Genomic DNA, 25,813 nt, shown 5'->3' with positions numbered 1-25,813 from the left:
CGGCAGCAAACGACAGCAGCAAAAACTCTCCAACTGCACGTAAAAAAACCTTTTTTATGTTATATTTAAGATAAAATTTTTCAGGGAAACCCTATAAGCTATGGCACTTTACAAATCCCGCTAGCAAGCATAGAAACGATTACTTTGGAGAAAATTTAATGACTGTAATTAGCAATCATTTTGACCTACTCTATTTCACAAATTGTAATTTAGATCGACCTTTAATCCGCGATTCAAAAATTGTCATTCCCACCCGTCAACTCGGCTTGCTACCAAATCATCCACTTAATCCCCAAAATGAAATAACTTTTCTGCCAAAATCTTACCTAATTTTCGATGGCGTCAAAACATCGGTACGCCAATTAACCGGATATGTAGAAGAGCCTCCCGGCTCCCATGATTTCAAGCCTCTCGAAAAAACCTCTAGAACAGTTATAGATGATGATTTTCCAAATGTTGGTAAAACTGTCAGCTTATTTGGACTAGAAGGTGTTTTTGAAAACCCATTAGAATGGGTGGATTGGGAGATAGAAAGTGCATCATTTTATTTGATAGAATATTTAGCATATGACAGTAATTTACCGAGTTGTGGATAAATATAACTAAGTTTATTCTACAATGATACTTATCAAGCATCAATTTGATGTTCCTAAATCCAGGGGGAAATGTTGTATTGTTTGGCAAGCAATTGCTTTTGAGGCAAGCACAGTTAACGTAACTTAAAAAGTAGTTTATCGAAAGCGCAGACAAAGATGATTAATCTGATACAAGAGCGTGCTACCAAAGAGCAACTTGAAGAAATGTTGGAAATCCTGAGCAGTTATATTAAACTGGCAGTGGATATCGAACGGGGAATTTTAGCTGGTGGTGGAGAGCTTCACGCTGACTGCGAAGCTGTATTGCTGGAAAATGGGAGCAAGCAAGTAGATATTTGGGGAGCAGATTGGTATCCGCTGACACAAGAAGTAGGTTATGAATCTCTCATCAATATCCGCCCCCGCCAAAACAATCGTTCGATGGAAATTCAAGATCCGATGATTCGAGATCGAGTTGCTCAGATCGTTCAACGGCTATTAGGAGAGTTATGAGAGATTGGAATGCTTTAAAGTCACGCTATTTGCGAGACGAACTGCCGGTTCGTCTGGGAAATTTAGCATCAAATTTAGCGCGAATCAAATCCCGCTGTCAAAATACAGCTCATGGCGAAATAATTGAAGATTTACTGCAAGAAAGCAAGCTGTTTATTGAATGGACTGCTGCCGATACAGAGATAGAAATAGCTGCTGAGTTAGTTGAGTTGCAGGTTCAGTTAGCTTGCTGGCAGTATTCTTGGGCTGAGATTCGATCGAACGTTCAGCAACGAATAAAAGTTAGCGAACAGGTAAAAATCTGGTCAGAAAAAGTGCTGAATATGTCGGGTTTGTTGGCTGCGAATTAGACAAGTGCGCGATCGCTCTTGATGCGCGATGTGCTATTTTCTCCATAAGAGCGATCGCGTTATGCAGTTGCAAATTCCGTAAACTGACGCAAACGCGGTGGATGAAAGGCGAGGACAATATCTTCACAAGACACCTCCGCTTGCAGTAAATCGGTTGCGATGCCGTCCTCAGTCCGGTCTTCTTCAATCCAGATTTTTCCGTCTTTCAGGCGAACGTGAATGACATTGCGGTTGATGCGGTTATCTTGATGCCATCCCATTTTCATGAGAAGATAAGTAGTTGCACATAATTAATTACACAGATTCTCGGCTCAAACCCTTACAAGCGTAAAGAGTCTTTATGTAATTAATTTTGTTTGGTTACTTAGTGCTCGCGAATCGGGTCGAACAGCAAAACAGATTCGACATCGGAATTGCCCGAAGTTAGCTGCTGGTATTCTTCGAGGATTTTTTAGATTAAGCTTCGGTAGCGTTCGAGTTTATCCATCTTTCAATGATCTCCTGGATTGGATCGAAAACCAAAACGATATTTCTTATCCAAATTTTTTATTTAAAATCGTCAGTTAAGTCCAAGGAAATAACTCGATCGGGCGCAAGAAGACCTCCGACTTTTATTAGTTGCAATTCTCCGGTTTCTTGCGGATACTGTGCTTTCACTCGGGCAATTGCTGCATCTAAACTAGAAGCCTGAGCAATATACACTTTTTCCAGAGAGCTTAGCACCCAAATAGGTTGGGGCCACTTATGTCGGGGTTGTAGAACACAATTGTGCATTACTTGGCAAGTATACAGAACAATTTGCTCGATCGCGTTTGACGAACAAAACTCACCCAATTCCGATTCAATACACTGTTTGAGTTCTCGTGCCGGAATGTATTCTGCAACTGATTCAAAGGGCGTTAATTTCGGTTGTGGATTAGACGTTCGAGTGCTTTCTTGCACTACTAGCGATTCTATAAAATAACTCACTTGGGTGACGATCGAGTCAAAATCTACCTCCATCAATAAATGACCTAAATACTCCCTCAACAAATTTCTTAACTTCTCATCAGATATATTGATGCCGCAGGTTTTTAGATAAACTGAAGGTCGATCTCCTAAATTCCGACCACAGCCAACTTCTCCGTTAGCTGCATCTTCAGCTTCTACCAGTTCCATCAAACGCTGGTGGCGGATTGTATCATTTATTGTGGATTGAGGCTCGGAGGGAATTGATTTACTCATATTTCTGTCCTTAATGTTTCAAAGTAATTAAGATTGTCGGGTTCTTCAGGATCTGGGCCGCAGTCCAACAGCCCCACTCTCAACTTTCTATAAAATGGTAGCGCACCCGGCAGAGCGTGCAAACCTATCCTTCCTAGATATCCTAATTCTTCGCTGCGGGCGATCGCAAAATCTATCAGAGTTCCACCTACTCCTTTATAAGTAGGAGGATTGGTGATAGCATGTCGATTCCAAGGAGCCGTTGCTAGGGCTCTGACATACACCAATCTACGTCTTAATTGAGACTCAATATAGCAGCGTTTTTTTAGGATATCAATTGTCATTAAACCCTGAGTTGTGCCATCGCACTCAATGGCATATAGTTCATCTCCCGGTAAAAATTTAGTTCGATAGCTTTTGCTCACCCAATCCCAGTATTCATCCTCTTCCCCGCTTCCCCTCAATATTGGTTCCCAAAGGGTTGCGGCATCATCTAAATGCTTTTGGGCAACAGAGGTCAGGATGGCATCAACCACCTGCATATCTCGAACTCGAAGAAGCTGGATGGGGCGATTCAATTGCAACACCTAACTCGATAACTAGATTATAGCCTAATACAGTTTCTAACGTTGATAAATTTATCAGCGAAATTTGGAAAATCTTCTGTTTGAGGAATGGTTAAAAGAGAAACTACAAAATATGAATGTCAAGTTGAATTACTAGCTTAAATTGAGGCGAGCGCTTATACTTGATACTTTTTGTCAACCTCTTTTACTGAACTGGCGTTCTAAACAACTTTCATAGAGCTGCCCCCTCCAAATGGAGGGGGTAATTTTTACTGAACGAAATCGCTCACAGGGATGAAGTTGCAAAAACTAAATGCGATTTAAGTTAAAACTATTCACCACATAAACTAAGAAAAACCATGCACAATTCATCGAGCGAACCTAATTCCGGCTATAACAACTCCGGTTACGAATCGCAACCCGATTTGACTGTCGGTTACTCATCACCTAGGGAAGTTCGTCAAGGTAATTTTGACGACGCTTACCAAGAAAATGTTTATGATTTGTCCAACTTAGCAGATACTCCTTGGACAGATTCAGCAGTCCGGTCGAATCCACAGTTGGAACTGGAGCTTGATTAAAGAAAAAAGCGAAGATCGAGAAATGCAGTCCTGGACGCATCAACTCAGAAAAAATAGAGCAGCTTTCTTTTTCGCGATTTTAGTTAACATCAAGAGGATTTCCATGAACAGTCCCAAGCCGTTAAAAAAATCAAGCCAGATAGGCTCTGCCTTAATAGCTGCCAGTACACTCTGCCTAATTTTTGCTTTCATCTGCATTACTTTCTTCAGCTTTCCATCAATTGCTAGCGCTAGTTCCTTACCTACTAAAATTTGGGAAAAAGAACAATCTAGAGTTTTGCAGCCAGATTGGAGCCAGATTACCTTTAGTTCCCTGCCCGCCGTTGCTAGTTCTGGAAGTTCTGGCGGTCGAAGCTGGCAAGCCGGCACTACTGTTGACAACATCTTGAAGCTGGGGGACATTAACGATGTAAAACCTGAAATTCTATCTTTGCAAGCAATTGAACAATTGGCACTAGGGGATATCAATTTAGAGAATATCAGCTTGTCAACATTTCCCTTAGCTGGTAAGCAAACTGTCGGTCACTTGGCTGAAATTGTTCCGAATCTGGGTCAATTTCAATTGAGCGATGTTCCTCCAATTGCTTCTTTATCTTCTCAAATAGCCGGAGTGAACCCTAACATCAGCCAATTGCCAATTGGTCAAGCTGTAAAACAAGTACCGCAATTAGCGCAGGCAAAACTTAACCAAATTGACCTATCTGAATTTGCGATCGCCCAAATCCCCAACCTTAATAGCGTAAATTTAGAACAGTTCTCTGGCTGGTCAGAGGAACTTATCAGCAATATTCCGCTGCTGAGTCAAGTCCCGCTTTCTAGCTTTCCGGTTCCTATTGCGTCTATTGGCAGCACAATTATGCGAATTGACATGATTTACAGTCGGTACGAGAGCAAGCGCAATAACACAATTTCTGGTTCTGATGTAGAAGGATTTGCGGTAGCCTGCGAGAAAGATTGCGCTTATATCGAATTCGACGACATGGAAAACGTCGGTCGCCGCGCCACAGGGCCACTAGAAGGCAAGCAGTGGATTAGCGGCAAATATCAGGAAGTGCGAGGTGGTTCTGGTTGTTTGAGCGGTTGGGAACCGACGGGCCGGCATCCTTTTGGGGAAGTGTTTAAAGTAGTGGTAATGGAACCGTCAGAAACCAGCGATAGTGTTGACACGGCTCTGTACTTCAGGTTTAGTTTGCCCTGCGGCAAATCGCCTTACATTATTGGCCCCGTTCCGTTTCTCAGTTACAGCGTTAATTCGCCTATGTTTGTCGGTCGATTGGAGGGTGGTTCTTCTAACAGTATTTCGCGTTCAAAAGGCGTCGCATCCGAAACAAAACCTTCAAAGCCAGTGAGTTCCAATCAAGCTAAAGAAAACACTTTACCAACTCAGCCTCTACCTGAATCAAAGCGAGAGTGCGCGCGCCCAGCGACTTACGTGAGCGGTGTGGATGTGGCTTCATTAGGGGAGGCATTAGCGAAGCTTTCTGAAGGAATCGCCAATTTGGAAAGTGCAGCCAGTGGCGACTACGAAGCCATTGGCGAGATGGTTTGTACCGAAGGATCTCGCAACTGCGGGCGGGCGATCGGTCGCTATCAGTTGATGAGTTACCGGGAAGACGTGCAGCGTGCTGTCAGCTCAATTCCAGGGGGGCCTAACTTTATCCTAAACGTCAACAAAGGCCAAAAACCTACAAGAGAGGAACTCTTCCAATATTTTCCTCCTGCTGTTCAGGATAAAGTCTTGCAAAATTCTCTAGCTGAGAACTTAGTCCGCAGCCAACAGGAAATTGACCCTAAAACTGGGCAGGTGTTCAAGGGCGATCGCTTAATTGAGCGAGTAGCACAGAAACACTTTGGGGGTTCGGGCAGTAAAATTGATGCCAGCTATTCCAACATTTTAGGTGGCTACTCTCTCAAACAGTACGGGGAAAAAGTTCGAGAGCTTTATAACCACAATACCAGCGACAATTGCCAAGCTAATTCTGGTGACAGCAATGGCATCAGCAACTCGGTCGGCTCCGGCATTACTTTAAATGCTAGTTGGAGTATTAAGGTTGCGCCCTTCCTCAGCTCTTTTTTGGTGGGATTGTGGTTTTTAATTCGACTTTTTCATAAGCGAAAGCAGCAAACTTTTTTGATACTAATCGGTTTGGGGATAGCAGTTACTCTTGGCACGGCTGCGCTCTCCCATTGAACCAGGGGAAAGAGGAGGTGGAAAAGCAAGGTATTAACAACTCTAACAACCTTCTCCGCAATCAGGACGTTTTTAATTGCTGAAAGCAGTGATTTTATAGCACTAATATCAATTCCGGTTGTATCGGAATGATTGGGAGCATCTCATATTGGTAAAAACACTTCTTCTTCCTTCTTCTTTCGGACTCTTTCCTCCTGACTTCTGGCTCCTGGCTCCTAACTCCAATTTTGGGCTGGGCTGCTTTCATTGAGATGCTCCCGAATGATTAAACCACAGAGGGCACAGAGGACACAGAGAAAGAGAAGAGAGAGATAATAATTCCGATGTCAACGGATTAGATATGACTTGTCCCTAAGCTGTGCACGATATAAATTGTAGAGTCGTTTTGTATTCCCCGAAGCAAGTCATAAAAATTGACGGTAAGATTTAGAGATACAACAGCTTACTTCAACAAAAGACTCTCTCTCTTATTGTCTTTTTTTTCTGCTTTATTGTCCTTTTTTTTCTTTTATTTTGTAGGGTGGGACTAACAAATGGTTAAACAAAATAGAGTTAAGCAACAAACAGCAGGCACCCAAAAGATTGTCAAACCCCCGGTTTGGTTAAATAAACTTGGTTACTGGTTTCGCATTGGTTTGACAGTTTTTACCTCCCTGTCGCTATTATTGGGGACAGTTGCTTGCACGAATTCTAGTTCAGCAACAACCGCACCAGCTTCTTGGCAACAAGCTTTGCGAGTCACTCCAAAAGAAACTTTAACCCTAATTGTAAAGGAACACAGCAGCCTTCCAGAACTCAAAGTAGCGGCTGGGCAAAGTGCAGCGGCAGAAGCGATTAAGAGAATGCGAGTGTGGCAAGTTAATGGCTCGGTAGGACGGCTGAACCTTTATGATCTCAATAATTCCGCTCTGTGCGGTACAAAAGGCTGCCTTTATGTTGGCTACTTAATTCCTAATGATTCAAGTCAAATGCCAACAGAAGTATTTGCAGCTTATCTCGACCCCCATAAACCGCCGAAAACTCCTTTGTTTAAGGCTGACAGTTCCTCGCACGAGGGTTTGCCTTGTCTAGGAGTGAATCAGCTTTCCAAAGAAGGCCGCCGCCAGCTTCAATTTTGCTACGACGGCCTTACCTATCAACTTGCTGACAGCCAGCTTTTCAAAGAGGGTTAGTGTTTAGTAATCTGCGGGTTCATCGAAGTCAAAATTTTCTTCTGGATCAACCTCAACTTCAACCTCAGCCGCCTCGGAAAATTCATCTAACTCCTCTAATTCTGAGTCTGTTCCTCCTTCAACTTGTGCAATTTTGCGAGGGGGCGACAATTTACCTCGATTTTTGCGGTTAGTTACACTTTCTGGCAACGCCTGGACTTCAGGTTCGGCACCAGCGGCTATAGCTGGCAACCCGGCATCGCTAGCGTCTATGAAACCAGCAATGCTATTGTGCAGTCCCCAAATCAATTTCTTTTGTGGTTTTTGACCGAGAAATAGCTTATGAAAATTAGCATCAGTTGGCTGAGTAATGCTGTGAGTTTTGCAGCAAAATGATTTATTTTTGCCTTCCCCTTCTTTGATAGCTCTAAACTCGACATTCAACACTCCCAAAGAGCGCCACTTGTCATTTTTACCGCTGTAATCTCTCCCAAAGCAATCAGCAAATGCCCGTTCCAAATTGCGGTAAAATTCTTCTCTAGCGCTCTTGAAGCTCCATAGGGCTACATTCTTGAAGCGGACAACAATCGGTATCTGATGCAGGGGTTGGTTTTTGGGATTTAGAAAGATGAGAGCATGTTCGGAACACACTTCCTGCGTCTTTTTATCGAGGGCATCGCGATATTCGTCGTAAAGCCCAATAAAAGTACCTGCTAATTCTCCATTTTCTTCAATATCTTTGTAGCGGATGTACTCAGGCACAAAAGCTAATACCAACATTCTCGCTTTTTGGAGCAGTAAGCCTGTCACTTCTTCGCTTAGTTCGACCGTGGTCAATTCCTCAACATTAGGTATTACGTGCCATTCCGCTTTGACAAGCTGGTCGTTCGGGAGCAAAATACCTGCTGGGTTATCGTTAATCACGATTCCATAGGGCAAAGAGGGCTTGCGAGTTTGGTTGTATTCACTGTTGAATAGCTCCGGATCTATCTCGTAATAATCAGCACTCTTGTTCTTTTGCGTGTTGGACTTTCCACTAGAATTTTGTACTGTCTTACTGGGAGATTTCGCGTTATTGCTTCTTACCATTGTTTACCTATTTTTGTAATGGTCTCCCCCTTGAGGCGATAGCCGCTATCTGAATCCTTTAGTTTTTTTAAGAGCTAAAAAAAATGAACAATTTGCAATTTCTGCCTAAAATTAACAAAGCTACCTTAGTACCAATGGCAGTTCAACCTCCTAAACGTTCGTTAACTAGCATAGATTTTGGGGGGTTGTTGGGTCAGTTTATGAAGCCAGAGGGACTGGCAATGTTAGGGCTAATGGCAGGCTTACTTATTGTTTCCAAATTAGTTGGAAACGGAAAGGGTAAAATTACCTCCGGGCGGCTGTGCGGGACGGCTGAAAAATTGGCAGCTACAGGTTGTGCTCTCAAACAAATGAAAGAAAAAAAACGGCAGCCCGTCACTTTGTGGAGCGGTACGCCGACTTATTGGTTTAAAGGTTGTCAGGGATTGAGCGCTAGATTGCAAACGCTATTAGGTGCATCTCCTACAGTTTGGTTTCCCCACGCAGAACGCGGCACTTTAGTCATTGGCGCTCCGGGTTCTGGCAAAACATTCAGCGTCATTGACCGCATGGTTGAAAGTGCATTTCAGCAAGGCTTTCCTGTCATTATTTACGACAAAAAAGGAGACCAAATGAAACTGCTTGCGCCCCTTGCAGTGCGCTACGGCTACGACGTACAAGTGTTTGCACCGGGGGAAGCTTACAGCGGCACTATTAATCCTCTGGATTTTATGAGAGATGCACAAGATGCAGTAATGGCAGCAGAAATTGGACAAGTTATTGCTCGAAATGCTAGTCCGGGGGAGAGTAAAGGCAATGAGTTTTTTGAGAAAGCAGGCGAGTTGATGGCGAAGGGTTTAGTGCAGTTGGCAAAAAGCAGTCCTTACCCGGATTTAGCTTTTGTGTACGCAATTATTCAACTGCCAGATTTGGTCAAGCGCATCGACCACGCCGTTCATCGGCCCGACGGTCATCCCCTCAAAATGGACAGGTGGATTGCCTCTAGTTTTTCGCAGTTATTAAGTTCAAAAGATGCTGAAAAAACAGTGGCGGGCATCAAGGCAACCGCAGAGGCAACCTACTCCAGTTTCATTCAAAAAGATTTGCTGCGGGCATTTATTGGTCGCAGCACCATTCCGATTGCTTTAGAAGGCAAAAAGTGCATTATTTTCAAATTAGATGACCAAAGGCGCACTGTAGTGGGGCCGCTGTTAGCTGCTGCTATTCATTTATGTGTGGTGTCTAATTTGAGTCGGGTACGTTCTGACCCATTTTTGTACTGCTTAGACGAGTTTCCGTCTCTCAAGTTCGACAGAATGGATCAGTGGGCTAACGAATATCGTTCTGCTGGCGGCGTACCGATTGTTGGCATTCAATCACTCAATCAACTCTATAATCTCTATGGGGATAAAAAAGGGGCTGCGATCGCCAGTGCTCTGTCAACTCACGTCCTCTTCAACCCCGGCGATTTTGAGACAGCCGAGAAATATTCTAAGCGGTACGGGGAAGTGGAAGTGCTGGTAAAAAATCGATCGACCGGCAGCTCGACGGGGCAGCAAACGAGCCGTTCTGTTAACTGGAGCGAACAGTTGCAAAAGAAACCGCTGATTAGTCCTGACGAAATTCTGAGATTTCCTCAAGGCAAGTGCGTCATCACTTCACCGGCCTACGCAACGGGGACGGAAGCTTTATTTCCCTACCCTCTCAAGATTCCGGTGCGGCCCGGCGACATAAAGCGAGCTAAAGATTCTGAAAAACTGTGGGACAGCAGCATTAGACCGCAGCTTGAAAGGCGGGCGAAAGCTTTATCAGTAGAGCAGCAGACGGGTAAACTGCTCAATATAGATGAAGAGCTGGATCAGCGGATTCGATTCGCTTACCAATTGCTGCCACATCCGAACGATCCAGAAGAACCCGTGACTGTGGCTGATGTTAAGTCGCCTGTTAATGCTGCTAGTGCGAACAGTGCGGCTGAGAAAATAGCGGTTGGCAATATTCGGAAAAAACTCAAAACTCTGTCCTTTGGTGGCGATAGATGATGGAGCAAACTAAACAATTTTTGGCTGATATTTTGATTGTTGACGATATTCCTGCTAACATTCAACTACTCTCTCAATTGCTAATTGAAAACGGTTACAAAGTCAGGAAGTTGATTAGTGGAGAGCGAGCTTTAAAAGCAGTAGAGTTGCAAGCGCCAGACTTGATTTTGCTAGACATAAAAATGCCAGGTATGGATGGTTATGAAGTCTGTCGTCAACTTAAAGCATCTGAAGCTACTTGTGATATCCCTATAATTTTTATCAGCGCTTTAGATGACGTATTTGACAAAGTAAAAGGGTTTGAGGCGGGCGGTGCTGACTACATTATAAAACCTTTTGAGCCTGTTGAAGTGTTAGCGCGGGTATCTGCCCAACTTAAAATGCAGCGTTTGCAGCAGCAACTTCGCTGCGCTAACGTGCAATTGGCTACACAAAATGTTCAGCTCAGCCAGGAAATTCAAGAAAGACAGCAAGCAGAAGCCAATTTAAGAATGCTGTTGCACGCTGTTTCGCACGATTTGCGATCGCCTCTATCGGGAATGTCGCTGCTGCTGCGAAGTCGCCTCAATGATGCTGGCAGTAACATTGCTATTGATAGGCGGACTATGGAGGTTATGGTGCAAAGTTGTTCGCGCCAACTCCAGTTGATTGAGTCACTAACAGCAACACAACAGTTTGATGTGAAAAGTGCTTCTTTAGCCATGAAGCCGCTGTCGCTGCCCACTTTAGTCCAAAATATTCTTATTGAAAGATTACCAATTCTCAGCCAGCATCGAGTCAAGGTTAAGCAGCTTTTTGCAGCAGATTTGCCTTTAGTCAATGCTGATGCCCAGCAGCTATGGCGGGTGTTTGGCAATCTGATCGACAATGCTGTTAAATACAATCAGTCTGGGTTTATTTTGACGGTAGAAGCTAAAAAGGAAGGTGAGATGGTTCGCTGTACGGTTGCAGACAATGGGACCGGAATTTCTCCTCAGCAATGTGCAAGATTATTCGAGCCTTATACGAGGGGAGTTGGAGTTAGTTTAAGGCAAGGATTGGGATTGGGACTTTACATTTGCAGGCAAATTGTTGAGGCTCACGGCGGAGAGATTGGCGTTGATAGCGAATTGGGAAAAGGAGCGAGGTTTTGGTTGACATTGCCAAAGTTTGAAGATTGACAAGCTGTTAGAATTTGCTACGCGATAGCTACGCCTCAAAAACCACTTATTTTAGAACAATTAGAAGCTGCATTCCAAAGGTTAAGCCAGCCCCAAACGCAGTGCTTTAACGGCAGCCTGGGTGCGATCGCTCGCTTCAAATTTAGCTATAATCATCTCTACATGACCTTTGGCGGTGTGGACGCTCATGCCTAGCTCAGCGGCGATTTGTTTATTGCTTTTACCCTCAACTAGCTGCTGCAAAACCTGCATTTCCCGTTCTGTCAGCTTGATGTCGTCATTCCCATAGCTTTCGGGCAGTGGCGTTTTGAGATTTTGCAGCACGCAGTCGGCAATCTTAGGGTCTAGGTAACTGCCACCTTCTTGCACAGTCGTAATCGCTGCTAGAAGTTGTTCTGCGTTAGTGCCTTTAACGCAGTAGCCGTGAGCGCCGCTTGACAAAGCCGCCATTACCTGAGTTGGATTGCTGTGGTGGGTGAGCATCAAGATACGAGTATGCGGCAGTGCGGCTCTGATTTGCTGCGCGGCTGCAATACCGTCGATTCCGGGCAAGTCAATGTCCATCAGGGCGATGTCTGGTTGGTGTTGCAGTGCAGCACTGACGGCTTCGTTGCCGTTAACAGCTTGTGCGACAACTGTTAAATGGGGTTGGTTATTGAGGATATGCTGTAGACCGAGCTGCATCATCGGGTCATCTTCAACTATCAGGATGGTTTTTAGTTGGCTTGTTTTTGGTTGGGTGGCGGTAGTTGCAGTCACGATTAAGATTCCTACTACATTTTATCCATACCTATTGTTTTTTCTCATATTAAAGAGTGCCATCCTCCTATGGACAGAAGAAACGTATTAATTTTTTGGCGATTGCGTCGTGAATAGGGTGGATATCTCTCGATAGGAGGATGGCAATAAAATGTGAACTGATTATATCGATACTTCGTTGATTTCATCCAAATTGATAGCTGTTGCTACTTCCTTCGGTTGAGGTGTTAGATAACCATTGAGCTTAATAACTGTTTGTTCTGTCTCTCGTTCAATGGTAGTCAAAAGCCAATTTTGAGTTTGTCGGTGTTGCTTGCTGTCCCAGGCAAACAGAACTTTTTCTGCTTGTTGAGTCGGGTGCAGTGCCAAAATAATCAGTTGCAGCTTGTGAGGCTCGATCTCGAAGAATTCGGCAGCTACCCATAACTTAACTCGGTCTTGCCAAGTCAGTACAGGATGGCGAATCGCCCACTCAAATAGTTTGGGTGTTCCTTTGACTAAACCCACATTTGTACGGACTTGTATCACTTTAAATGGAGGAGAAGGGGAAGAATTTTCTTCTGTCACTCCTCTTTTTGTTCGGTCTAGTTTTGTTTGAATTGGAATGTCAACAAACAGTTTTCGCTGCGGTAAAAATAGTGAGGGCGATAGTTCTTGGAGCTGGAAAACCCACTGCTGGAACTGGGGGTGACTGTTGAGAATTGGCTCGACAGGTAATCCCATTAAAATTTGCTTGATAAGCAGTTGCAAGCGTTCTTGCAGATAGGAAGGAACAAGAGGCGGCTCTTGTAGTGGGCTAGTATGAATAGTTTGATTGAGGTCTGATAGAGTAAGGAGGTACATTGCTCAGAGCATAAAAGACTGAGCAATAGCGGCGATCGCCACAGAAAAAGCCCGCGAGTGCGGAATGGGATTAAAAATTTATAGCCCACATCCTGCACCCTCCACTGTCACAGAGTATGAAGCAATGTTGAGAATATTTATACCTTGCGTTCGATTGGATAGTCTTTAAGCAAAAATACTCCGGTCAGGCGATCGCCTGACACTGCCTCGCCTTTTCTTGTAGAATCATGGAAAAAAAATTACCAATTTCCTAGTTGAAAGCAAGCCCAAATTTATGTTGTTTTTACTTTAAAAAAGCATTTTTGCCACTAACTGAAGTGTTATTCAAGCAAGGTATTTCAACTAAATAAGTAGTACCCGCTTATAAGCAGGTGGAAAAAAACGCACAGTTTTAATCCAATCTTGTGTGAGATTAGAGACGATTAGCTGTTTCCCAAGCACTCACCATCTGTAAAGGGAAGCCCGGGGAGGTAACAATTGCTGACTTGCGCTATCAAAGGACTCAGTATGTGCTGTCTTTTGAACGGAGTTCTGAGGATATTCAAGCAATTCGCACTCAAGCATCGTTTGCTTTACCAACATCAGGGACAGACCGGTCTAGATTTGCTGTGACCCCGCAGGAATTGTTTGAGTACCGTCCCCCCGCTTACGATCCAATTTGACGGCCGACGGCGAGGTTTCTTCCAAAAACTGTGCCACAGATTTTATGACATCTGTTGCGGTTTTGGGTACGAGAACCAAATCTCCAGATGCCAGCATATCCAGTATGGCACCGGGTTTCCCCTTACCTCCGTACAAGTGACCCATCGAAGCTGCAAGCTTTTCAAGTTTTTCTGGTGTCTGTCGCGCAACTCTCGCCCGAAAAATAATACCTGAAGGCGATTTCTGTTTCCGTCCCATGTTCGACCTTATATCTGTGCTACAGTTTTAACAAGCAGTAAGCCAATACTAAAAATTGTACAAGACACGAGGTTTGAGTGGAAACTTCAGCCCGCTTGCGCTCTATCAGTTTAGGGTGCATTGACTCAAGGTTTGCGGAGTGTGCGATTGCTTGCCCCCTAAATTTGACTGGTTATGCCCAAAAAGCGCAGTTGTTCCGTGAAAACTCCAACGCTGCACAGTGTGTTGCAGGATTGCTATCAACTCAAGCTGGAAGACCTCAAGTACCTGAAGGATGCAATTGACGTGCTAATTGAAGCTGAAGAGAAAAGGTTGTCGGAATTGGAAGCCGACTCAGACTGGGAAGATAAACGAGAAGAAAAAATGGCTGCTACCGGTGCGCGCGGTAGTAGGGGATACATCGAATCCAAGACAATCAAAGGATGTGGCCCCTATGCCTACTTAAGGTTTCGTAAGGGCGGCACGCATCATTCGTTCTATCTGGGCAAGCTCAAGCCTTAAGTTTTTAGGGTGCATAGAAACTGATAGATTAGTGATTCTGGCGTTTATGCACCCTAAATTATCGGCGTTTAGGGTGCATAGGCATTGATAGATTAGTGGTTCTGGCGTTTATGCACCCTAAAGCGAGTCGTTTAAGGTGCATAGCGATTGATAGATTAGTGGTTCTGGCGTTTATGCACCCTAAATTATCGGCGTTTAGGGTGCATAGCAATTGATAGATTGATAGTTCTGGCATTTATGCACCCTAAAGCGAGCGGACGTTTAGGGTGCATAGCAATTGATAGATTGATAGTTCTGGCGTTTATGCACCCTAAATTATCGGCGTTTAGGGTGCATAGGCATTGACTAACTAAGGCTTTTATCGAATCTGCACCCTAAAGCGAGCGAGTCGTTTAGGGTGCATCTGCCTTGATAGATTAATGGTTTTGGCGTTTATGCACCCTAAATTATCGGCGTTTAGGGTGCATCTGCCTTGACAAATGAGAGTTTTTGGCATCCATTTACTCTAAAGCGAGCAGGCGTTTAGGGCGCATCTGCCTTGACAGATAGAGGTTCTGGTGTCAATGCACCCTAAATTGGTTGTGTAGTCGCGCTCGCAACTGAGTGTCTGACTGCGCTATATTCGGCTTGTTGCTTTCCAAATTCCGAACTCATGCGTGATAGTTTACCAACGATATCGGTAGCTTGGTTCTTAACAATGAGACTAAGGTTAAAGGTGATTTGAACTCAACTCTTCACCTGCACCGTAACAATCGTTCGATAGGTAGGTATTGGGCTAAAAATCGTCCAAATTAAACAGCGTAAATTGGTGAGGAGATGTTGTCGTTTTTCGGGATCGGCGTTTGCCATTAACAACTTCTTGAACTACTGGATTTGAGTGAATTGATGTCTGATCATTCAAGTCAATAACTTCTGAGCTTTCTCCTGAATTTATTTCATGTTCAACTGGACAATCAGTATGATTTTCAGCCGGGAACTCGACTGGCTCAAACCACTCATTATACCAGTAAGCAGCGTTTATTGATTGGGGTCGCTCGCTACTTAAAGTATTGCCAAGGAGCAAATCAGTTTGACCCAACCACCAAATCGGAACAGCCAGCCAAGGTGAAAACATATAAAACTGAAACAAAGCGCATTTTAATAGAGTACGATCTACATCTTGACCGATACCGCTCAGACAGTAATTCGACTGTGTTAACATTAAAGCACCCGTACCGCACGCAGGTTCATTGAAGCTGGAAATTCGCTCTGTCTTATCACCACTGACTAACTTAGATATCAACTGACACAAAGCTAAAGGTGTCGGATAAAACCCTGAACTTTTTTGAGCAGTCTTTCCGCAAATTTGGGGTAGCAGTCTGCCCATATAATCTTCAGGATACAGCATGAGAATTGACAGGTCAAACATCTGATAAAGACGCATTGATGCACCTTCACAGCCGGCAGGTTCTTTGGGTAAAATCTTGTAAGCTGGATGTCCGAATGCGAACAAAACCCAGTCCAAGAAAAACTCCAAATAGTCCCAAGCTGACCAAGTTTTCCATTCTCCATGTTGAGGAATGCAATTGAGAGTGTTATCTAGCATGGCTTCTGCGGCAGGAGAATGCTGCCATTCAATTTGGGGAATCGGTTCTGCTGGCAAAGTTTCCTCAATTACAAATTTGGGTAAGCTTTCGGGTTTTCTGTTCTCCAGAATGGCTAGCATTGGCTCCATCTTCCACCGCATCCAGGCATGACTAGGGATAGCTTGACACAAAGCCCAATAATCCCACCTTCCCCACAAACATCGGTCTATTTGTGCGAGAATTGTTAAAAGCCAGCCATGCTTTAAATCTCGTTTGAGGTTAGGAATTAAAGCTTGCTTTTTCTTTGGTTTATAGGGTTGCTTTCTGAAATGTAACAGCATTGACTCTCTAGTTTTGGAGTCAATGATTGGCAAGACAAGCTTGTTTTTCATGAGTGCAAGTCTGAAAAATGCACCCCTAAAAACCGCAGTAGCGGTTCGCACAATTCTATGTTGATGCAAGCAGCGTCTTGTTTAATGAAAACAGTAAAAACAAATTGGGAATAGAGCGTAGCTTTCTTGTTTGAAAAAAGCTACACTCTATTCCCCACTCCCATTTTCCCTATTTCTCTCTCCCCCTTTCCCTTTCTCAGCCGTCTATTCCACCAATTTTTTGATATTTAAGGAGTAGAAAATGCTTCGCACAGCAGCAGTCCCACCTGCTTGAGTAAAGCTTTATTACCATCAGGGCATCCCGACTGAATCAAACATTTAGGACATCCAGAACTGCAAGAACAACTGCGGGCTAACTCAGCAGCCGCATGAGCTAATTGAGGGAGAGAACGAAAAATAGCTTCCGAAGTTCCCGAACCCCCTTCTGCTAGATCGTAAAAGAGTCCTGCATAGTCATTTGCACCTCTCTTCTCTACCAGAAAATTCACATCATTAGCTGAAGCCAAAATAGTCAGAGGTAAAGCTGCTAAAATTTGATGGCCGAAACTGTGAATAGCCAACAAATTCGCGGGGTACTCCCACAATTGCTGATATCCGGGAGGAATCGGCTGTTGAGATTGAAGCAATTCCTGGCGAGTAGCTGTTACTACCTGTTGCAGATAACATTCAACTGGGGAATTAAAACTAATTTGCAGTACAGGAGTCGCAAATTTGATTTCGTAAGGTTGCTCAAAGTTTACCTCATTAAGAACCGATGTTAGCTCAGCCGAGCGAGTTCTCTTGCCACAAACAGGACAGGCAGTACATTTTGGTAAATGCTCTTTGTAATTGACACACTTTCTATTGAGACAAGTTAACTCGTAATTGCGAGTTAATAATTGATAACCAGTGACAAGTTGGCTAATTTCTCCCCAAACCAGTTCCAGAATAGCTTGAGCTGGAATTGCATTACTATCCGTTGAATTGGTTTGAACATTTCCTTCAACTTTTGGAATAACCAACGGGATTTGTTGAGGCAAACTCAAATTCTGCTTGAGGCTGGTATGAGTGTGGCTAATCGCTACAGTAAACAGTCGAGTTTCAGGGGTGTTTTGCAAAATAGCTTTGCCATTCAAGAGTGAGCGCGAAGTATAAGTCACCAAACAGCCGTCTGAGTTTTGCGTGCGGTAAATAGCACCAGGAAATACCTCTCGATAAGCAATCTCCGCACTGAGGACTTCAATCTCTTCTTGAGTATCCGCATCCACCAGTTGTATCGTGCTAGCACCCGTTCCCCCTCGAAAGTTCACATCTTTATGCGGAAAGCCTTTAGCCCATAATTTATCCCGGCTTTTGTGAAGAACACCTTGCTCAATTAAAGCCGTTGCAATTATATGAGCGCTCTTGCCAAAGTAGTGCTTGAGCTTATTGGCCCGAATGCCTGTTTCGACAGCCGCGCACATCAAATGTTTGGCAATATCTATAGGATAATTGGCATTAAAGCTCACCAATTCAGATTCGGCCGACAGCAACAATTCAGGGCGCTCGGCAAAATAGTTATCCAAAGGTGATTGTGCAATGGGAATGAACACAATTAAACCGGAGTTTGCGCGACCAGCCCGACCAGCCCTCTGCCTGAAAGCTTGCAAGCTTCCTGGCCATCCCCTAATAATAGCAAAATCAAGTTGAGGCAAATCAATACCCGCTTCGAGAGCGCTAGTGCTGAGGATACACTTAACTGTTCCTGACTGCAAAGAGTTAATAATTTCCATGCGGCGCTCGCTTGTTAAACTGCCGTAAAAAATTGCTACTTGCGACTCAATTCCCGAGTTAGTTTGAGTTACAGCTTCTTGCTTAAAAGTTGCCCACAAGTTCTTAATTGCTTGTCGGCCGTTACCGAAGCAAATTCCGCTTTGCCCTTGCTGCAACAAAAACATAATGATGCGAGCAACATCTGAATTAGCATCATGAGTCGGTTTAGTAACAATTAATTGCCGTTCTGGGACAGCAGCTCCGCTAGAGTTAATCCAAACTAACCGCTCGGGTTTATTGATATTTCGCTTTCGACTTCTACCAGATAGTAACTTCGCTAATTTAACGGGATTGCCAACGGTAGCACTCAATATCAGGAATTGCAGTTTTTGAGAAGAACCTCCGCGCTCGTCTACTGCCAATTTTAAGCGGCGAATTAAGCTAGCCATGTTAGCTCCGTAAACTCCGTTAAAAGTGTGAGCTTCATCTAGGACAATATAGCGGAGGCGACTTAAAAAATGCTGCCAAGGCTGACTCCAGTGAACGCCTTTCAGCGCATAGTGAATTAACTCTGGTGTGGCGCTGATTATGCTAGGGTTTGCAGCTAATAATTGTTCTCGGCTTTTGGGAGGAGTATCCCCAGTTAGAAGGGCAAGGCGCGGGCGGGCAGGCTCAGGAATCAGTTGGAGCAAATCGGCAAGTTTTTGACTTTGGTCGGCTGTTAAAGCTTTCAAGCCATAAATAGAGAGTGCAGTAAATTGATGTTGGAGAATGCCCTCTAAAATAGGCAAGTACGCACTTAAAGATTTGCCAGAAGCTGTTGCTGTGCTGAGGATGACATCTTTGCCCTGGCGCACGGCTTTGAGTGTTTTAATTTGGTGCGAATAAAGCTGTTGAATGCCTTGGCTGTGCAAAGCAGAAATTATTGAAGGCGGCAAGTCTTGAGGAATTTTGTAGAGCTTAGGAGTTATAGCAGTCGCGATTGTCTGATAAATAACCTCTTCGCCTAAAAACTCACACAAATCGGCTGTTGCAGTTGGCTGCAAGTGGCTTGCTTCTGGGAAGTTATTTTGGTGAAAATCATGTCTGGCTATTAGTTGGGAAAGAAGGTTGATATAATTGGGAGGCATTGGTCACTCTAAGAATGAATCTTTTCTCTCTTACTACCGATAGGTAGGAAAAAGAACGAGAGAAGAAATTCCCAAAAAACCAACTGGGAGTCGGACTGAATTTGGTGGCAATTATGGGTTTGGGTTCAGGAACTAGGGAAACGGTAAGCTGTTCGGCATTTAAAGGAGGATAGTAGGGTGCGTCAGCAAATAAGCGTTTCCCATGTATAGTAAGTGTTCTAGCTGACGCACCTTACCTGGATCGTTAATGGTTTAAATGCGTAACACCTTAGGTCTCTGGCTCACTGCGCGATTACCCTGCCCCGTGAGACGCTAGCATTAACACAGTACACTTGCTATGTATATAGCGGTTCTCAAGCAAGTGAGGCGTCAACTGCCCATTAAGCTGCTACGCATTTAAAGTGTCTATTGGGAATGAGGGGGAGAGAGGGAGAGGGGAAGAGAGTGCTGTTCGGAGTTGAAGGTTGGAATGTAGCAAAGAAGAGAGGGAGAGGGGGAGAAAGGGAGAAGGGGAGAGAGGGAGAAATTTTTACGCTTTTTCTACAAGGATTGAAGTATATAATTTAAAGACGCGACAGCTTACCAATTACCAATTACCAGATGTACCTCATTTAACGCAGAAGTGTTATAGTATCCAATTAAGAATAATAAACCTATGCCTTACAGTAAATTTACTCTCAGCAAAGCTGTAGATGATTTCCATCTCACAATCATTGAAGGCTCGCGTTTCTTACCAGAAATTTCCCCTGTCACTCCTAGCCCTTTACTACAGGATATTCTTAAAGAAACGATTCCCTGGGCGATCGCGGTGAGTAGCGAAAAAGCTCGTTCGGAGGGGATTATCAATCCTGTGTTACTAGAAGTAAAACGCCAACTTCAAGGACAGATTAGCGTTTTTTCAGGCGAAGAATTCAATGTAGAACCGGAGGCTGAACTCACAGGGTATGTTGACTTTCTTCTTAGTCGTTCCCCGGAGCAACTATTTATCAAAGCCCCTGCGGTTATATTGGTGGAAGCCAAGAAAGAAGACCTTAAACCGGCTCTTGGGCAATGCCTTGCAGAAATGGTTGCAGCTCAACGCTTTAACCAACAAAAGCAACAGCCGATATCGACGATTTATGGAACGGTTACTAGCGGTACAGTTTGGCGGTTTCTTAAACTAGAAGAGCAATGCGCGTCCATTGATCTTACAGATTATCCGCTTCCTCCGGTTGAGCAAATCTTGGGCTTTCTCGTTTGGATGATGCAGGAAAGATGAGCTGTTATTAAACAGAAATAGCGACCTAGTGCGATAAATAAACTTAAAAACTTGTTGGAAAAATTAATGAGAAAAACAACTTCTTTATCACTACAGCTAATTAAGACTTACGCATAAACTCTATCTGTAGGGTACGCCGCCGCGCACCTTACTGCTACCAATAGTGTTGCAAAGCAGTTTTTGCCTCCAGGATTGTTAATGAAAGACTGCCGAATTAACTCGGCAGCGCTTTCCTGTTATTTAAGGTGAGTGAGTTGAGTGATGCTGAGCAAAGCAGGCAACATCGAGTCAGGCTTATCTCCTGTTTTGAGAGCAATTTCTAAATCAAACAAAATGGAGAGCGCTCGACTTAAGAAGTTCGCAGATACTTCCTTAACCTCCTGCTTAAGGAAATACAGCCGTTTGGGGTTACTAATTCCGCACATACTAGCAATTTCGCTATCAGAACGTTGTTGGCCGGAATTGATAGTAGCTTTTACCCACAGCCAAGTTTTAAACTGAGTTTGGAGAGTGGCAATAATTGCTAAAGGAAACTCGGCCCGAGATAGCAATTCATCAAGCACCTTAATTGCCGCCACTGCTTGACCTTTTAAAAGAGCTTCGGCAAGTTGAAAACAGTTGGCTGTGGTAGCTGGAACGAGGATTTTAGCAGCTTCTTTCGTAATGCGAGCGCCTGCTGCATAAATGGCTAATTTCTCTAGTTCACTGACTCTTCTAGCAGAATCGTTGCCAATTGCTACTGCTAGATAGCTGACAGCATCTCTGGCAATTGAGAGATTCTTTTGTTTAGCAGTAGTAGCGATCGCACTTTCAATCAAATCGGTACGCCAAGGGGGAATGAGAGTAAACTCCTTGAGGTTACCAAACAGCAACAAATGCTTGACTACCTTGAGTCGTTTGTCGATAACAGCAGCAGTGAAGACTAAATGCGTTGTAGCAGGTAATTGGGGCAAAATTTGCAGCAATTCTAGCCCCGTTTCTCCAAATTGCTTGAAATCGCAATTTTCAACGACAATAAGTTTGTTTCCACCGCCGAAAGGAACTGAAGCAGCAGCAGAGAGGGCTGCATCTAGGGAAGAAGCATCGAAGCGGTGGATGTTGAAATCTCGCCAGAGAGGATGAGTTTGAGTCTTAAAATTTTCAACTTCTCGTTCAATTGCGTAGGTATCATTCCCAATTAGGATGCTAATCATGCTGCTAACTCCTCCTGTTGTTTGACAGTTACAGTAACAGAGCGGCCTAAAGCTTTAGTAACGATCCGCTGCACGGATTCAAGGTGACTCTGAAACTTGTTCGCGTATTTTCTTTCTACTGCTAACACACATGAATCAGCAGAAAGTTCGGCAATTTGAGCGCGGTTTAAGAGGCTACGATTGCCTGGTTTCGCTGCTGCTACTACTTGCGCCCAAGTTGTCTCAAAGTCAGGAGAATCTGCCTCTATTTTTTGAGGGGTTTTATCAAAATTGTCAGGCTGATTAGATGGGAAAGTTGCCGGCAATCGCGTTTCCTTGGCAGCGGGTTTGCTTGACAGCATCAAGTTCAGCAGACAGACTTCTAACCAGGTAGCAGCATTGGTGCTAGTTCTCAATTGAAATTCTGATTTTTGCAATTGTGTACAAGCCGCATCAATTGTTTCAAAATCGAGATGAAGAGCGAGCGAGCGCAGTTGTGAATAGCCTACTGGCCCTGCAATTAAATTCTGGCAGTGGCGCGTTGATTTGACAATGAGCAAATCTCTCATTGCTGCTAGCAAGCTGCTGAGAATAAGTTTAGGGGTTTTGCCGCTGTCAATGAGCGTTCTCGAAGATTGCAGTACGCTTAAGGTATCGCCAGAATGAATGGCTTTGAGAAGGGCGATCGACTCTTGCTCGCTGATACTGCCAGATACTTCTGCAACTTGAGTTAGGGTAATCTCTGAGTTTAGCAGTGAAAGCTGAGAAAGTAATTGCAGGGCATCTCTTAACCCCCCGTCACAGGTGCGAGCGATCGCCCGCATGGCATCACTTGCGATCTCAATAGATTCAGTGGAGCTAATTTTGTGCAATTGTCCGACAATAGCATCAACTGACAAGGCTCGGAAGTTAAAAGTTTGGCAGCGGGAAATAATTGTCGGCAGGACTTTATGTGCTTCAGTCGTACAGAGAATAAATACCACATGAGCCGGAGGTTCTTCAAGGCATTTGAGGAGAGCATTTTGAGCGCTGGTACTGAGTTGGTGGCACTCGTCTAAAATCCAGATGCGGTAAGGGCTCATCGCTGGGGCAAAGTTGCTGTGTTGTATTAATTCTCTGGCATCATCCACGCCATTGTGAGAGGCAGCATCGATTTCAGTTACGTCTAAGCTTGAACAGGAGTCAATAGTTTTGCAGCTTGAACATTCTCCGCAAGGAGTGGCGGTTGGCTTTTTGCTATTCAAACAATTGAGGGATTTAGCAAGAATGCGAGCGGTTGAAGTTTTGCCTGTTCCTCTGGGACCAGTAAATAGGTAAGCTTGAGCAATTTTGTTGGAGGTGATGGCATTGGTCAAGGTTGTTTTGATGGTGTCTTGACCCACTAATTCTTGTAGGTTTTTGGGGCGGTATTTGAGGTGCAGTGGTTGGTACATTTTGAGTCGTTAGAATACTTCTGGTAACTATTCCCCGATAGGGGAGCCGTGAGCCGTGCCTGAAGTTAAACTCAGAGGACTTACGCATAAGCTCTATCTGTAGTATAAAAATTGTGCATTTTACCGCTACCAATAGTGTTACCAAGTATTTTTTGCGTACGTAAGTCCTGGCTCAATTGTTGGCGCTGGCGATCGTGCTGAACACACTACCGCAAGGAAAAATTGCTAAACCATCTGCTGCTGATATACAGCAAAAAAGCACGGCATGAAGCAATACGCTTGGGATAAGACACTCATGGAGACAAAACACTGTGAAAAATAGATACTGCGAAGGCGCGTGCCTGCCCGAAGGGCTTATGCTTCGCTATTCGCTCTCTTCGGACACAAAAAAATTAACCCAAGCGTATTGCGGCATGAAGGAAAAATCGAAAGCAAAAAGTTTAAGCGAGTGGAAACTGATTACCGAGCGCAAAACTGGGGCAATTTACACCCCGCTTACTTGCAGTGTTGGGAGTTGTGAAAATGCAAAATTGTCGGCGGTTGCGAGCTTATTTAAACCAATGGAGAGAAAGATTAAAACTCACTAATTTACCAGCAACAACGTTGCTTAAATCCAAAAAAAGTAGTAAAATATATGTGAGGATTGTAGACAATTTAGTGTGGCAAAGAACCACTTAATGCCTCCTAATTTATACAGCAATAGGCTCCGATTTTTTGCAGGAGAGGGCATCAAATTTAGATGCCACTCCCACATGCACGACTATTCTTGCGGAGCGACAATATATTCGCACTCTAAAGCCTCTGTACCCGACGCAGGCGTTCCAAACGGTGCAATCAGTAAGGGAGCGGTAGGAGTTGCCATTAACACCCGCAAATCAGAGCTGGAAATCGCTTTAGCTGTATCAATCAAATAGCGGATGTCGCACTTGAGACAAAACTCACAGCCCCAGAATTTAGCATCAACTGTTTCAGTTCCTGAACTGAGAGTATTGTTGAGTGATGCTCGCACTTGTTGGGCATCTAAATCGAATTCTAAAATAGCTGTTAGGTGAGACTTGTCGCTGTGAGAAGCTAACCTCTCTAAGGCTTTTAAAAAGCTCAGCCTCTCAACCACCACTTGATGGCTAAATTGATGTCGATAGGGAGCGATAATTTGGTCACAAATTGGATATTGCCCTTCTAGCAACTTCGTTGTCAACCGCCAATTATTCCACTCGAATGCGACAAAATTACTAGGTTGCTCTGGCAAACCTTCATAGTAAATCGTAACTTTGTCAGCAGAATTCAAAGAACGCTCCAATAACCGGAGTACCTTAGCAGGGACAGTAAAATTAATTATTTGACTGCTCAAAAGGTGGGAATTGCTGCTTTCGTTCAATCCTAAAACCATTGCTACCCGATGCCCGTCTGTCGTCCAAACTCTCAGTTTATCGAGGCCTCTGTCTGCGTCGCGGCTGAGTTGAAAATTACCTCCAGTTAAAATGCGTTTGTTTTCCTCCGCACTGACAGCAAATAAGCTAGCTTTGAGTACAGCAATTAACACGCTAGCAGGAAGCGTTACAAGTTTTTGTTTAACGCTGGGGATAGCTGGAAATTCGTCCGCAGCTAGCCCGCGAATGGCGTGCTTGCTTCTTGACGCACTCAGAGTGGCACTGACTGATGGAACGTCGCTTCCTTTAATAATTTCAGAAGAACTCTTTAAGGTAAGGCTGCCGTTAGGAAATTTTCCCAGAATGTCAGCAAGTATGGGTGCGGGGAGGGTAAGCTTTCCAGATTGATTGACATTCGCACCAAAGCTCACTTGCATTCCAAATTCTAAATTGTAAGCAGTCAGGTGCAAATGTTGAGTTTCAGCATCAGCTTCAATCAAAATATTGGACAAAATGGGATGGCTGCTATTGCTGGGAATGATGCCTTTCAGGGCTTGTATATAATCGTTGAATTCTCTTGAATTGCAGGCAAGTTCAACAGCTGATGGGAGAGTAGAAGGGGAAGGCAATATTGCCTCATTTGACAATGTTTCTAGAGAAGGAGCATCGACGGCTGGAAGTGCTGCAAAATTTGTGCAAGTTTGCGAAGCTTCTACTTTTTGTGGAGAGATTGTTAAGGGTTCGCAAACCGAGTCAGTTTCAGTTGTTGGTTTGACGGATTTCTTCACAGTTTTGGCAGAATTATGTGCTGTGGCAGTCGAGCGTTTTTTCTTAACTGTTCTCTCCAAATTTTCCTCTTGAGGCGGTGTTCCTGTTAGTCGAGATTTTGCCATAATTAGCCTGGTGTCAGGGGTGCGATTGGCCGCTGCGGTAGCAGCACTTATTCAGGTTGTTGAGAAAGAGGAGTGGGAAGGGGAAGGAGAAGGAGAAAGAGAAGGAGAAGGGGAAGGAGAAGGGGAAGGAACCCACGCTTAAAAGCATAGGATTGAAAGGTGGACATTTTGTATCTAACTCGGTGGGTATCGATACAATTATTGATTTTTTGAGCGTTGCTATCAACCCACAACTAAAGTTTTTTTCTCCATCTTTATCTTCTCTTTCCCCTTGCCCTTTCGTTTCCTTGTTCGCCTTATTTGATAAATAGGACTTACGCACAGACTCTACTTTAGGAATTACGCAACTGGCATAGTCCAATCGATTTGTAGGGTGCGTCAGACTTTCGTTATAAGGCGATTATCGAGGGTTTGGGATAGTAACGTACCTTACTAATTGTGCCAGTTGCGCCCAGGACTGTACTTGTAG

Annotated in this window: 25 protein-coding genes; 12 read left to right on the top strand and 13 right to left on the bottom strand. The window is 44.1% G+C overall.

Annotated elements, in window-relative coordinates:
- Positions 1 to 158 precede the first annotated feature (158 nt).
- From QUB04_RS03870 to QUB04_RS03860, 3 genes are all read left to right on the top strand, one after another.
- Positions 159 to 596, top strand: coding sequence for a hypothetical protein (locus QUB04_RS03870; protein ID WP_333249260.1), 438 nt, complete (start codon positions 159 to 161; stop codon positions 594 to 596).
- Between the two features lie 156 nt (positions 597 to 752).
- Positions 753 to 1,088 carry a DUF5674 family protein gene (locus QUB04_RS03865; protein ID WP_333132781.1) on the top strand — a complete coding sequence of 112 codons (336 nt, stop codon included), beginning with the start codon at positions 753 to 755 and terminating at the stop codon, positions 1,086 to 1,088.
- On the top strand, positions 1,085 to 1,438 hold the full coding sequence (locus QUB04_RS03860; RefSeq protein WP_106331790.1) for a hypothetical protein: 354 nt from the start codon (positions 1,085 to 1,087) through the stop codon (positions 1,436 to 1,438). The genes QUB04_RS03865 and QUB04_RS03860 overlap by 4 nt, the downstream gene beginning before the upstream one ends.
- A 59-nt stretch (positions 1,439 to 1,497) precedes the next feature.
- On the opposite strand, the gene QUB04_RS03855 is transcribed toward QUB04_RS03860, so the two are convergent.
- The 3 genes from QUB04_RS03855 to QUB04_RS03845 form a co-directional block, all read right to left on the bottom strand.
- Entirely contained in the window at positions 1,498 to 1,704 is a 207-nt protein-coding gene (locus QUB04_RS03855; protein WP_333281274.1) for an element excision factor XisI family protein, read from the bottom strand.
- Positions 1,705 to 1,984: 280 nt separating this feature from the next.
- Positions 1,985 to 2,662: a hypothetical protein gene (locus QUB04_RS03850; RefSeq protein WP_333281271.1), complete on the bottom strand. Its 678-nt coding sequence runs from the start codon at positions 2,660 to 2,662 to the stop codon at positions 1,985 to 1,987.
- Complete coding sequence (locus QUB04_RS03845; RefSeq protein ID WP_333281267.1) at positions 2,659 to 3,228, bottom strand: GNAT family N-acetyltransferase; 570 nt, start codon at positions 3,226 to 3,228, stop codon at positions 2,659 to 2,661. Before QUB04_RS03845 ends, QUB04_RS03850 begins: the two co-directional genes overlap by 4 nt.
- Before the next feature lie 338 nt (positions 3,229 to 3,566).
- Between QUB04_RS03845 and QUB04_RS03840 the strand changes: the two genes are divergently transcribed.
- Both QUB04_RS03840 and QUB04_RS03835 read left to right on the top strand, forming a co-directional pair.
- Positions 3,567 to 3,788, top strand: coding sequence for a hypothetical protein (locus tag QUB04_RS03840; protein WP_333281265.1), 222 nt, complete (start codon positions 3,567 to 3,569; stop codon positions 3,786 to 3,788).
- Between the two features lie 103 nt (positions 3,789 to 3,891).
- Positions 3,892 to 5,979: a hypothetical protein gene (locus QUB04_RS03835; protein ID WP_333281263.1), complete on the top strand. Its 2,088-nt coding sequence runs from the start codon at positions 3,892 to 3,894 to the stop codon at positions 5,977 to 5,979.
- A gap of 94 nt (positions 5,980 to 6,073) precedes the next feature.
- On the opposite strand, the gene QUB04_RS03830 is transcribed toward QUB04_RS03835, so the two are convergent.
- Positions 6,074 to 6,226, bottom strand: coding sequence for a hypothetical protein (locus QUB04_RS03830; RefSeq protein ID WP_333281260.1), 153 nt, complete (start codon positions 6,224 to 6,226; stop codon positions 6,074 to 6,076).
- A gap of 286 nt (positions 6,227 to 6,512) precedes the next feature.
- On the opposite strand from QUB04_RS03830, the gene QUB04_RS03825 reads away from it, so the two are divergent.
- Positions 6,513 to 7,151, top strand: coding sequence for a hypothetical protein (locus QUB04_RS03825; protein WP_333281257.1), 639 nt, complete (start codon positions 6,513 to 6,515; stop codon positions 7,149 to 7,151).
- A 3-nt stretch (positions 7,152 to 7,154) separates the two neighbouring features.
- Here the strand turns inward: QUB04_RS03825 and QUB04_RS03820 are convergent, their stop codons facing one another.
- Positions 7,155 to 8,219: a DUF5895 domain-containing protein gene (locus QUB04_RS03820; RefSeq protein ID WP_333281254.1), complete on the bottom strand. Its 1,065-nt coding sequence runs from the start codon at positions 8,217 to 8,219 to the stop codon at positions 7,155 to 7,157.
- Between the two features lie 83 nt (positions 8,220 to 8,302).
- On the opposite strand from QUB04_RS03820, the gene QUB04_RS03815 reads away from it, so the two are divergent.
- Complete coding sequence (locus tag QUB04_RS03815) at positions 8,303 to 10,237, top strand: type IV secretion system DNA-binding domain-containing protein (protein ID WP_333281250.1); 1,935 nt, start codon at positions 8,303 to 8,305, stop codon at positions 10,235 to 10,237.
- Complete coding sequence (locus QUB04_RS03810; protein WP_333281247.1) at positions 10,234 to 11,397, top strand: hybrid sensor histidine kinase/response regulator; 1,164 nt, start codon at positions 10,234 to 10,236, stop codon at positions 11,395 to 11,397. The genes QUB04_RS03815 and QUB04_RS03810 overlap by 4 nt, the downstream gene beginning before the upstream one ends.
- Before the next feature lie 81 nt (positions 11,398 to 11,478).
- Here the strand turns inward: QUB04_RS03810 and QUB04_RS03805 are convergent, their stop codons facing one another.
- The 3 genes from QUB04_RS03805 to QUB04_RS03795 form a co-directional block, all read right to left on the bottom strand.
- Positions 11,479 to 12,156, bottom strand: a complete 678-nt coding sequence (locus tag QUB04_RS03805; protein ID WP_333281244.1) for a response regulator transcription factor — start codon at positions 12,154 to 12,156, stop codon at positions 11,479 to 11,481.
- Between the two features lie 162 nt (positions 12,157 to 12,318).
- Positions 12,319 to 12,999 (bottom strand): hypothetical protein, encoded by a 681-nt coding sequence (locus QUB04_RS03800; protein ID WP_333281241.1) that lies wholly within the window; start codon positions 12,997 to 12,999, stop codon positions 12,319 to 12,321.
- A 597-nt stretch (positions 13,000 to 13,596) separates the two neighbouring features.
- The gene (locus tag QUB04_RS03795; RefSeq protein WP_333281238.1) at positions 13,597 to 13,899 is read right to left on the bottom strand and encodes a hypothetical protein; all 303 of its coding nucleotides are present in this window, start codon (positions 13,897 to 13,899) and stop codon (positions 13,597 to 13,599) included.
- Between the two features lie 174 nt (positions 13,900 to 14,073).
- Between QUB04_RS03795 and QUB04_RS03790 the strand changes: the two genes are divergently transcribed.
- Positions 14,074 to 14,400: a hypothetical protein gene (locus QUB04_RS03790; protein ID WP_333281234.1), complete on the top strand. Its 327-nt coding sequence runs from the start codon at positions 14,074 to 14,076 to the stop codon at positions 14,398 to 14,400.
- 775 nt (positions 14,401 to 15,175) lie between these two features.
- On the opposite strand, the gene QUB04_RS03785 is transcribed toward QUB04_RS03790, so the two are convergent.
- Complete coding sequence (locus QUB04_RS03785; RefSeq protein ID WP_333281232.1) at positions 15,176 to 16,357, bottom strand: hypothetical protein; 1,182 nt, start codon at positions 16,355 to 16,357, stop codon at positions 15,176 to 15,178.
- A gap of 227 nt (positions 16,358 to 16,584) precedes the next feature.
- Positions 16,585 to 19,218 (bottom strand): DEAD/DEAH box helicase, encoded by a 2,634-nt coding sequence (locus tag QUB04_RS03780; RefSeq protein WP_333281229.1) that lies wholly within the window; start codon positions 19,216 to 19,218, stop codon positions 16,585 to 16,587.
- A gap of 655 nt (positions 19,219 to 19,873) precedes the next feature.
- Here QUB04_RS03780 and QUB04_RS03775 point away from each other — a divergent pair.
- Positions 19,874 to 20,476 carry a hypothetical protein gene (locus QUB04_RS03775; protein WP_172186646.1) on the top strand — a complete coding sequence of 201 codons (603 nt, stop codon included), beginning with the start codon at positions 19,874 to 19,876 and terminating at the stop codon, positions 20,474 to 20,476.
- A gap of 236 nt (positions 20,477 to 20,712) precedes the next feature.
- Here the strand turns inward: QUB04_RS03775 and holA are convergent, their stop codons facing one another.
- A complete protein-coding gene (gene holA / locus QUB04_RS03770) occupies positions 20,713 to 21,669 on the bottom strand; it encodes a DNA polymerase III subunit delta (protein WP_333281227.1) in 957 nt (318 codons plus the stop codon).
- Complete coding sequence (gene dnaX, locus QUB04_RS03765; RefSeq protein ID WP_333281224.1) at positions 21,666 to 23,081, bottom strand: DNA polymerase III subunit gamma/tau; 1,416 nt, start codon at positions 23,079 to 23,081, stop codon at positions 21,666 to 21,668. Before dnaX ends, holA begins: the two co-directional genes overlap by 4 nt.
- Positions 23,082 to 23,392: 311 nt before the next feature.
- Between dnaX and QUB04_RS03760 the strand changes: the two genes are divergently transcribed.
- The gene (locus QUB04_RS03760; protein WP_333281221.1) at positions 23,393 to 23,668 is read left to right on the top strand and encodes a hypothetical protein; all 276 of its coding nucleotides are present in this window, start codon (positions 23,393 to 23,395) and stop codon (positions 23,666 to 23,668) included.
- A gap of 173 nt (positions 23,669 to 23,841) precedes the next feature.
- On the opposite strand, the gene dnaN is transcribed toward QUB04_RS03760, so the two are convergent.
- Positions 23,842 to 25,344, bottom strand: coding sequence for a DNA polymerase III subunit beta (gene dnaN / locus QUB04_RS03755; protein WP_333281218.1), 1,503 nt, complete (start codon positions 25,342 to 25,344; stop codon positions 23,842 to 23,844).
- 19 nt (positions 25,345 to 25,363) lie between these two features.
- On the opposite strand from dnaN, the gene QUB04_RS03750 reads away from it, so the two are divergent.
- Complete coding sequence (locus QUB04_RS03750; protein ID WP_333281215.1) at positions 25,364 to 25,486, top strand: hypothetical protein; 123 nt, start codon at positions 25,364 to 25,366, stop codon at positions 25,484 to 25,486.
- Positions 25,487 to 25,813: the final 327 nt, after the last annotated feature.

Source organism: Microcoleus sp. D2_18a_B4, assembly GCF_036702475.1.
Lineage (GTDB): Bacteria > Cyanobacteriota > Cyanobacteriia > Cyanobacteriales > Microcoleaceae > Microcoleus.
This window is presented reverse-complemented; position numbering and strand designations above follow the sequence as displayed.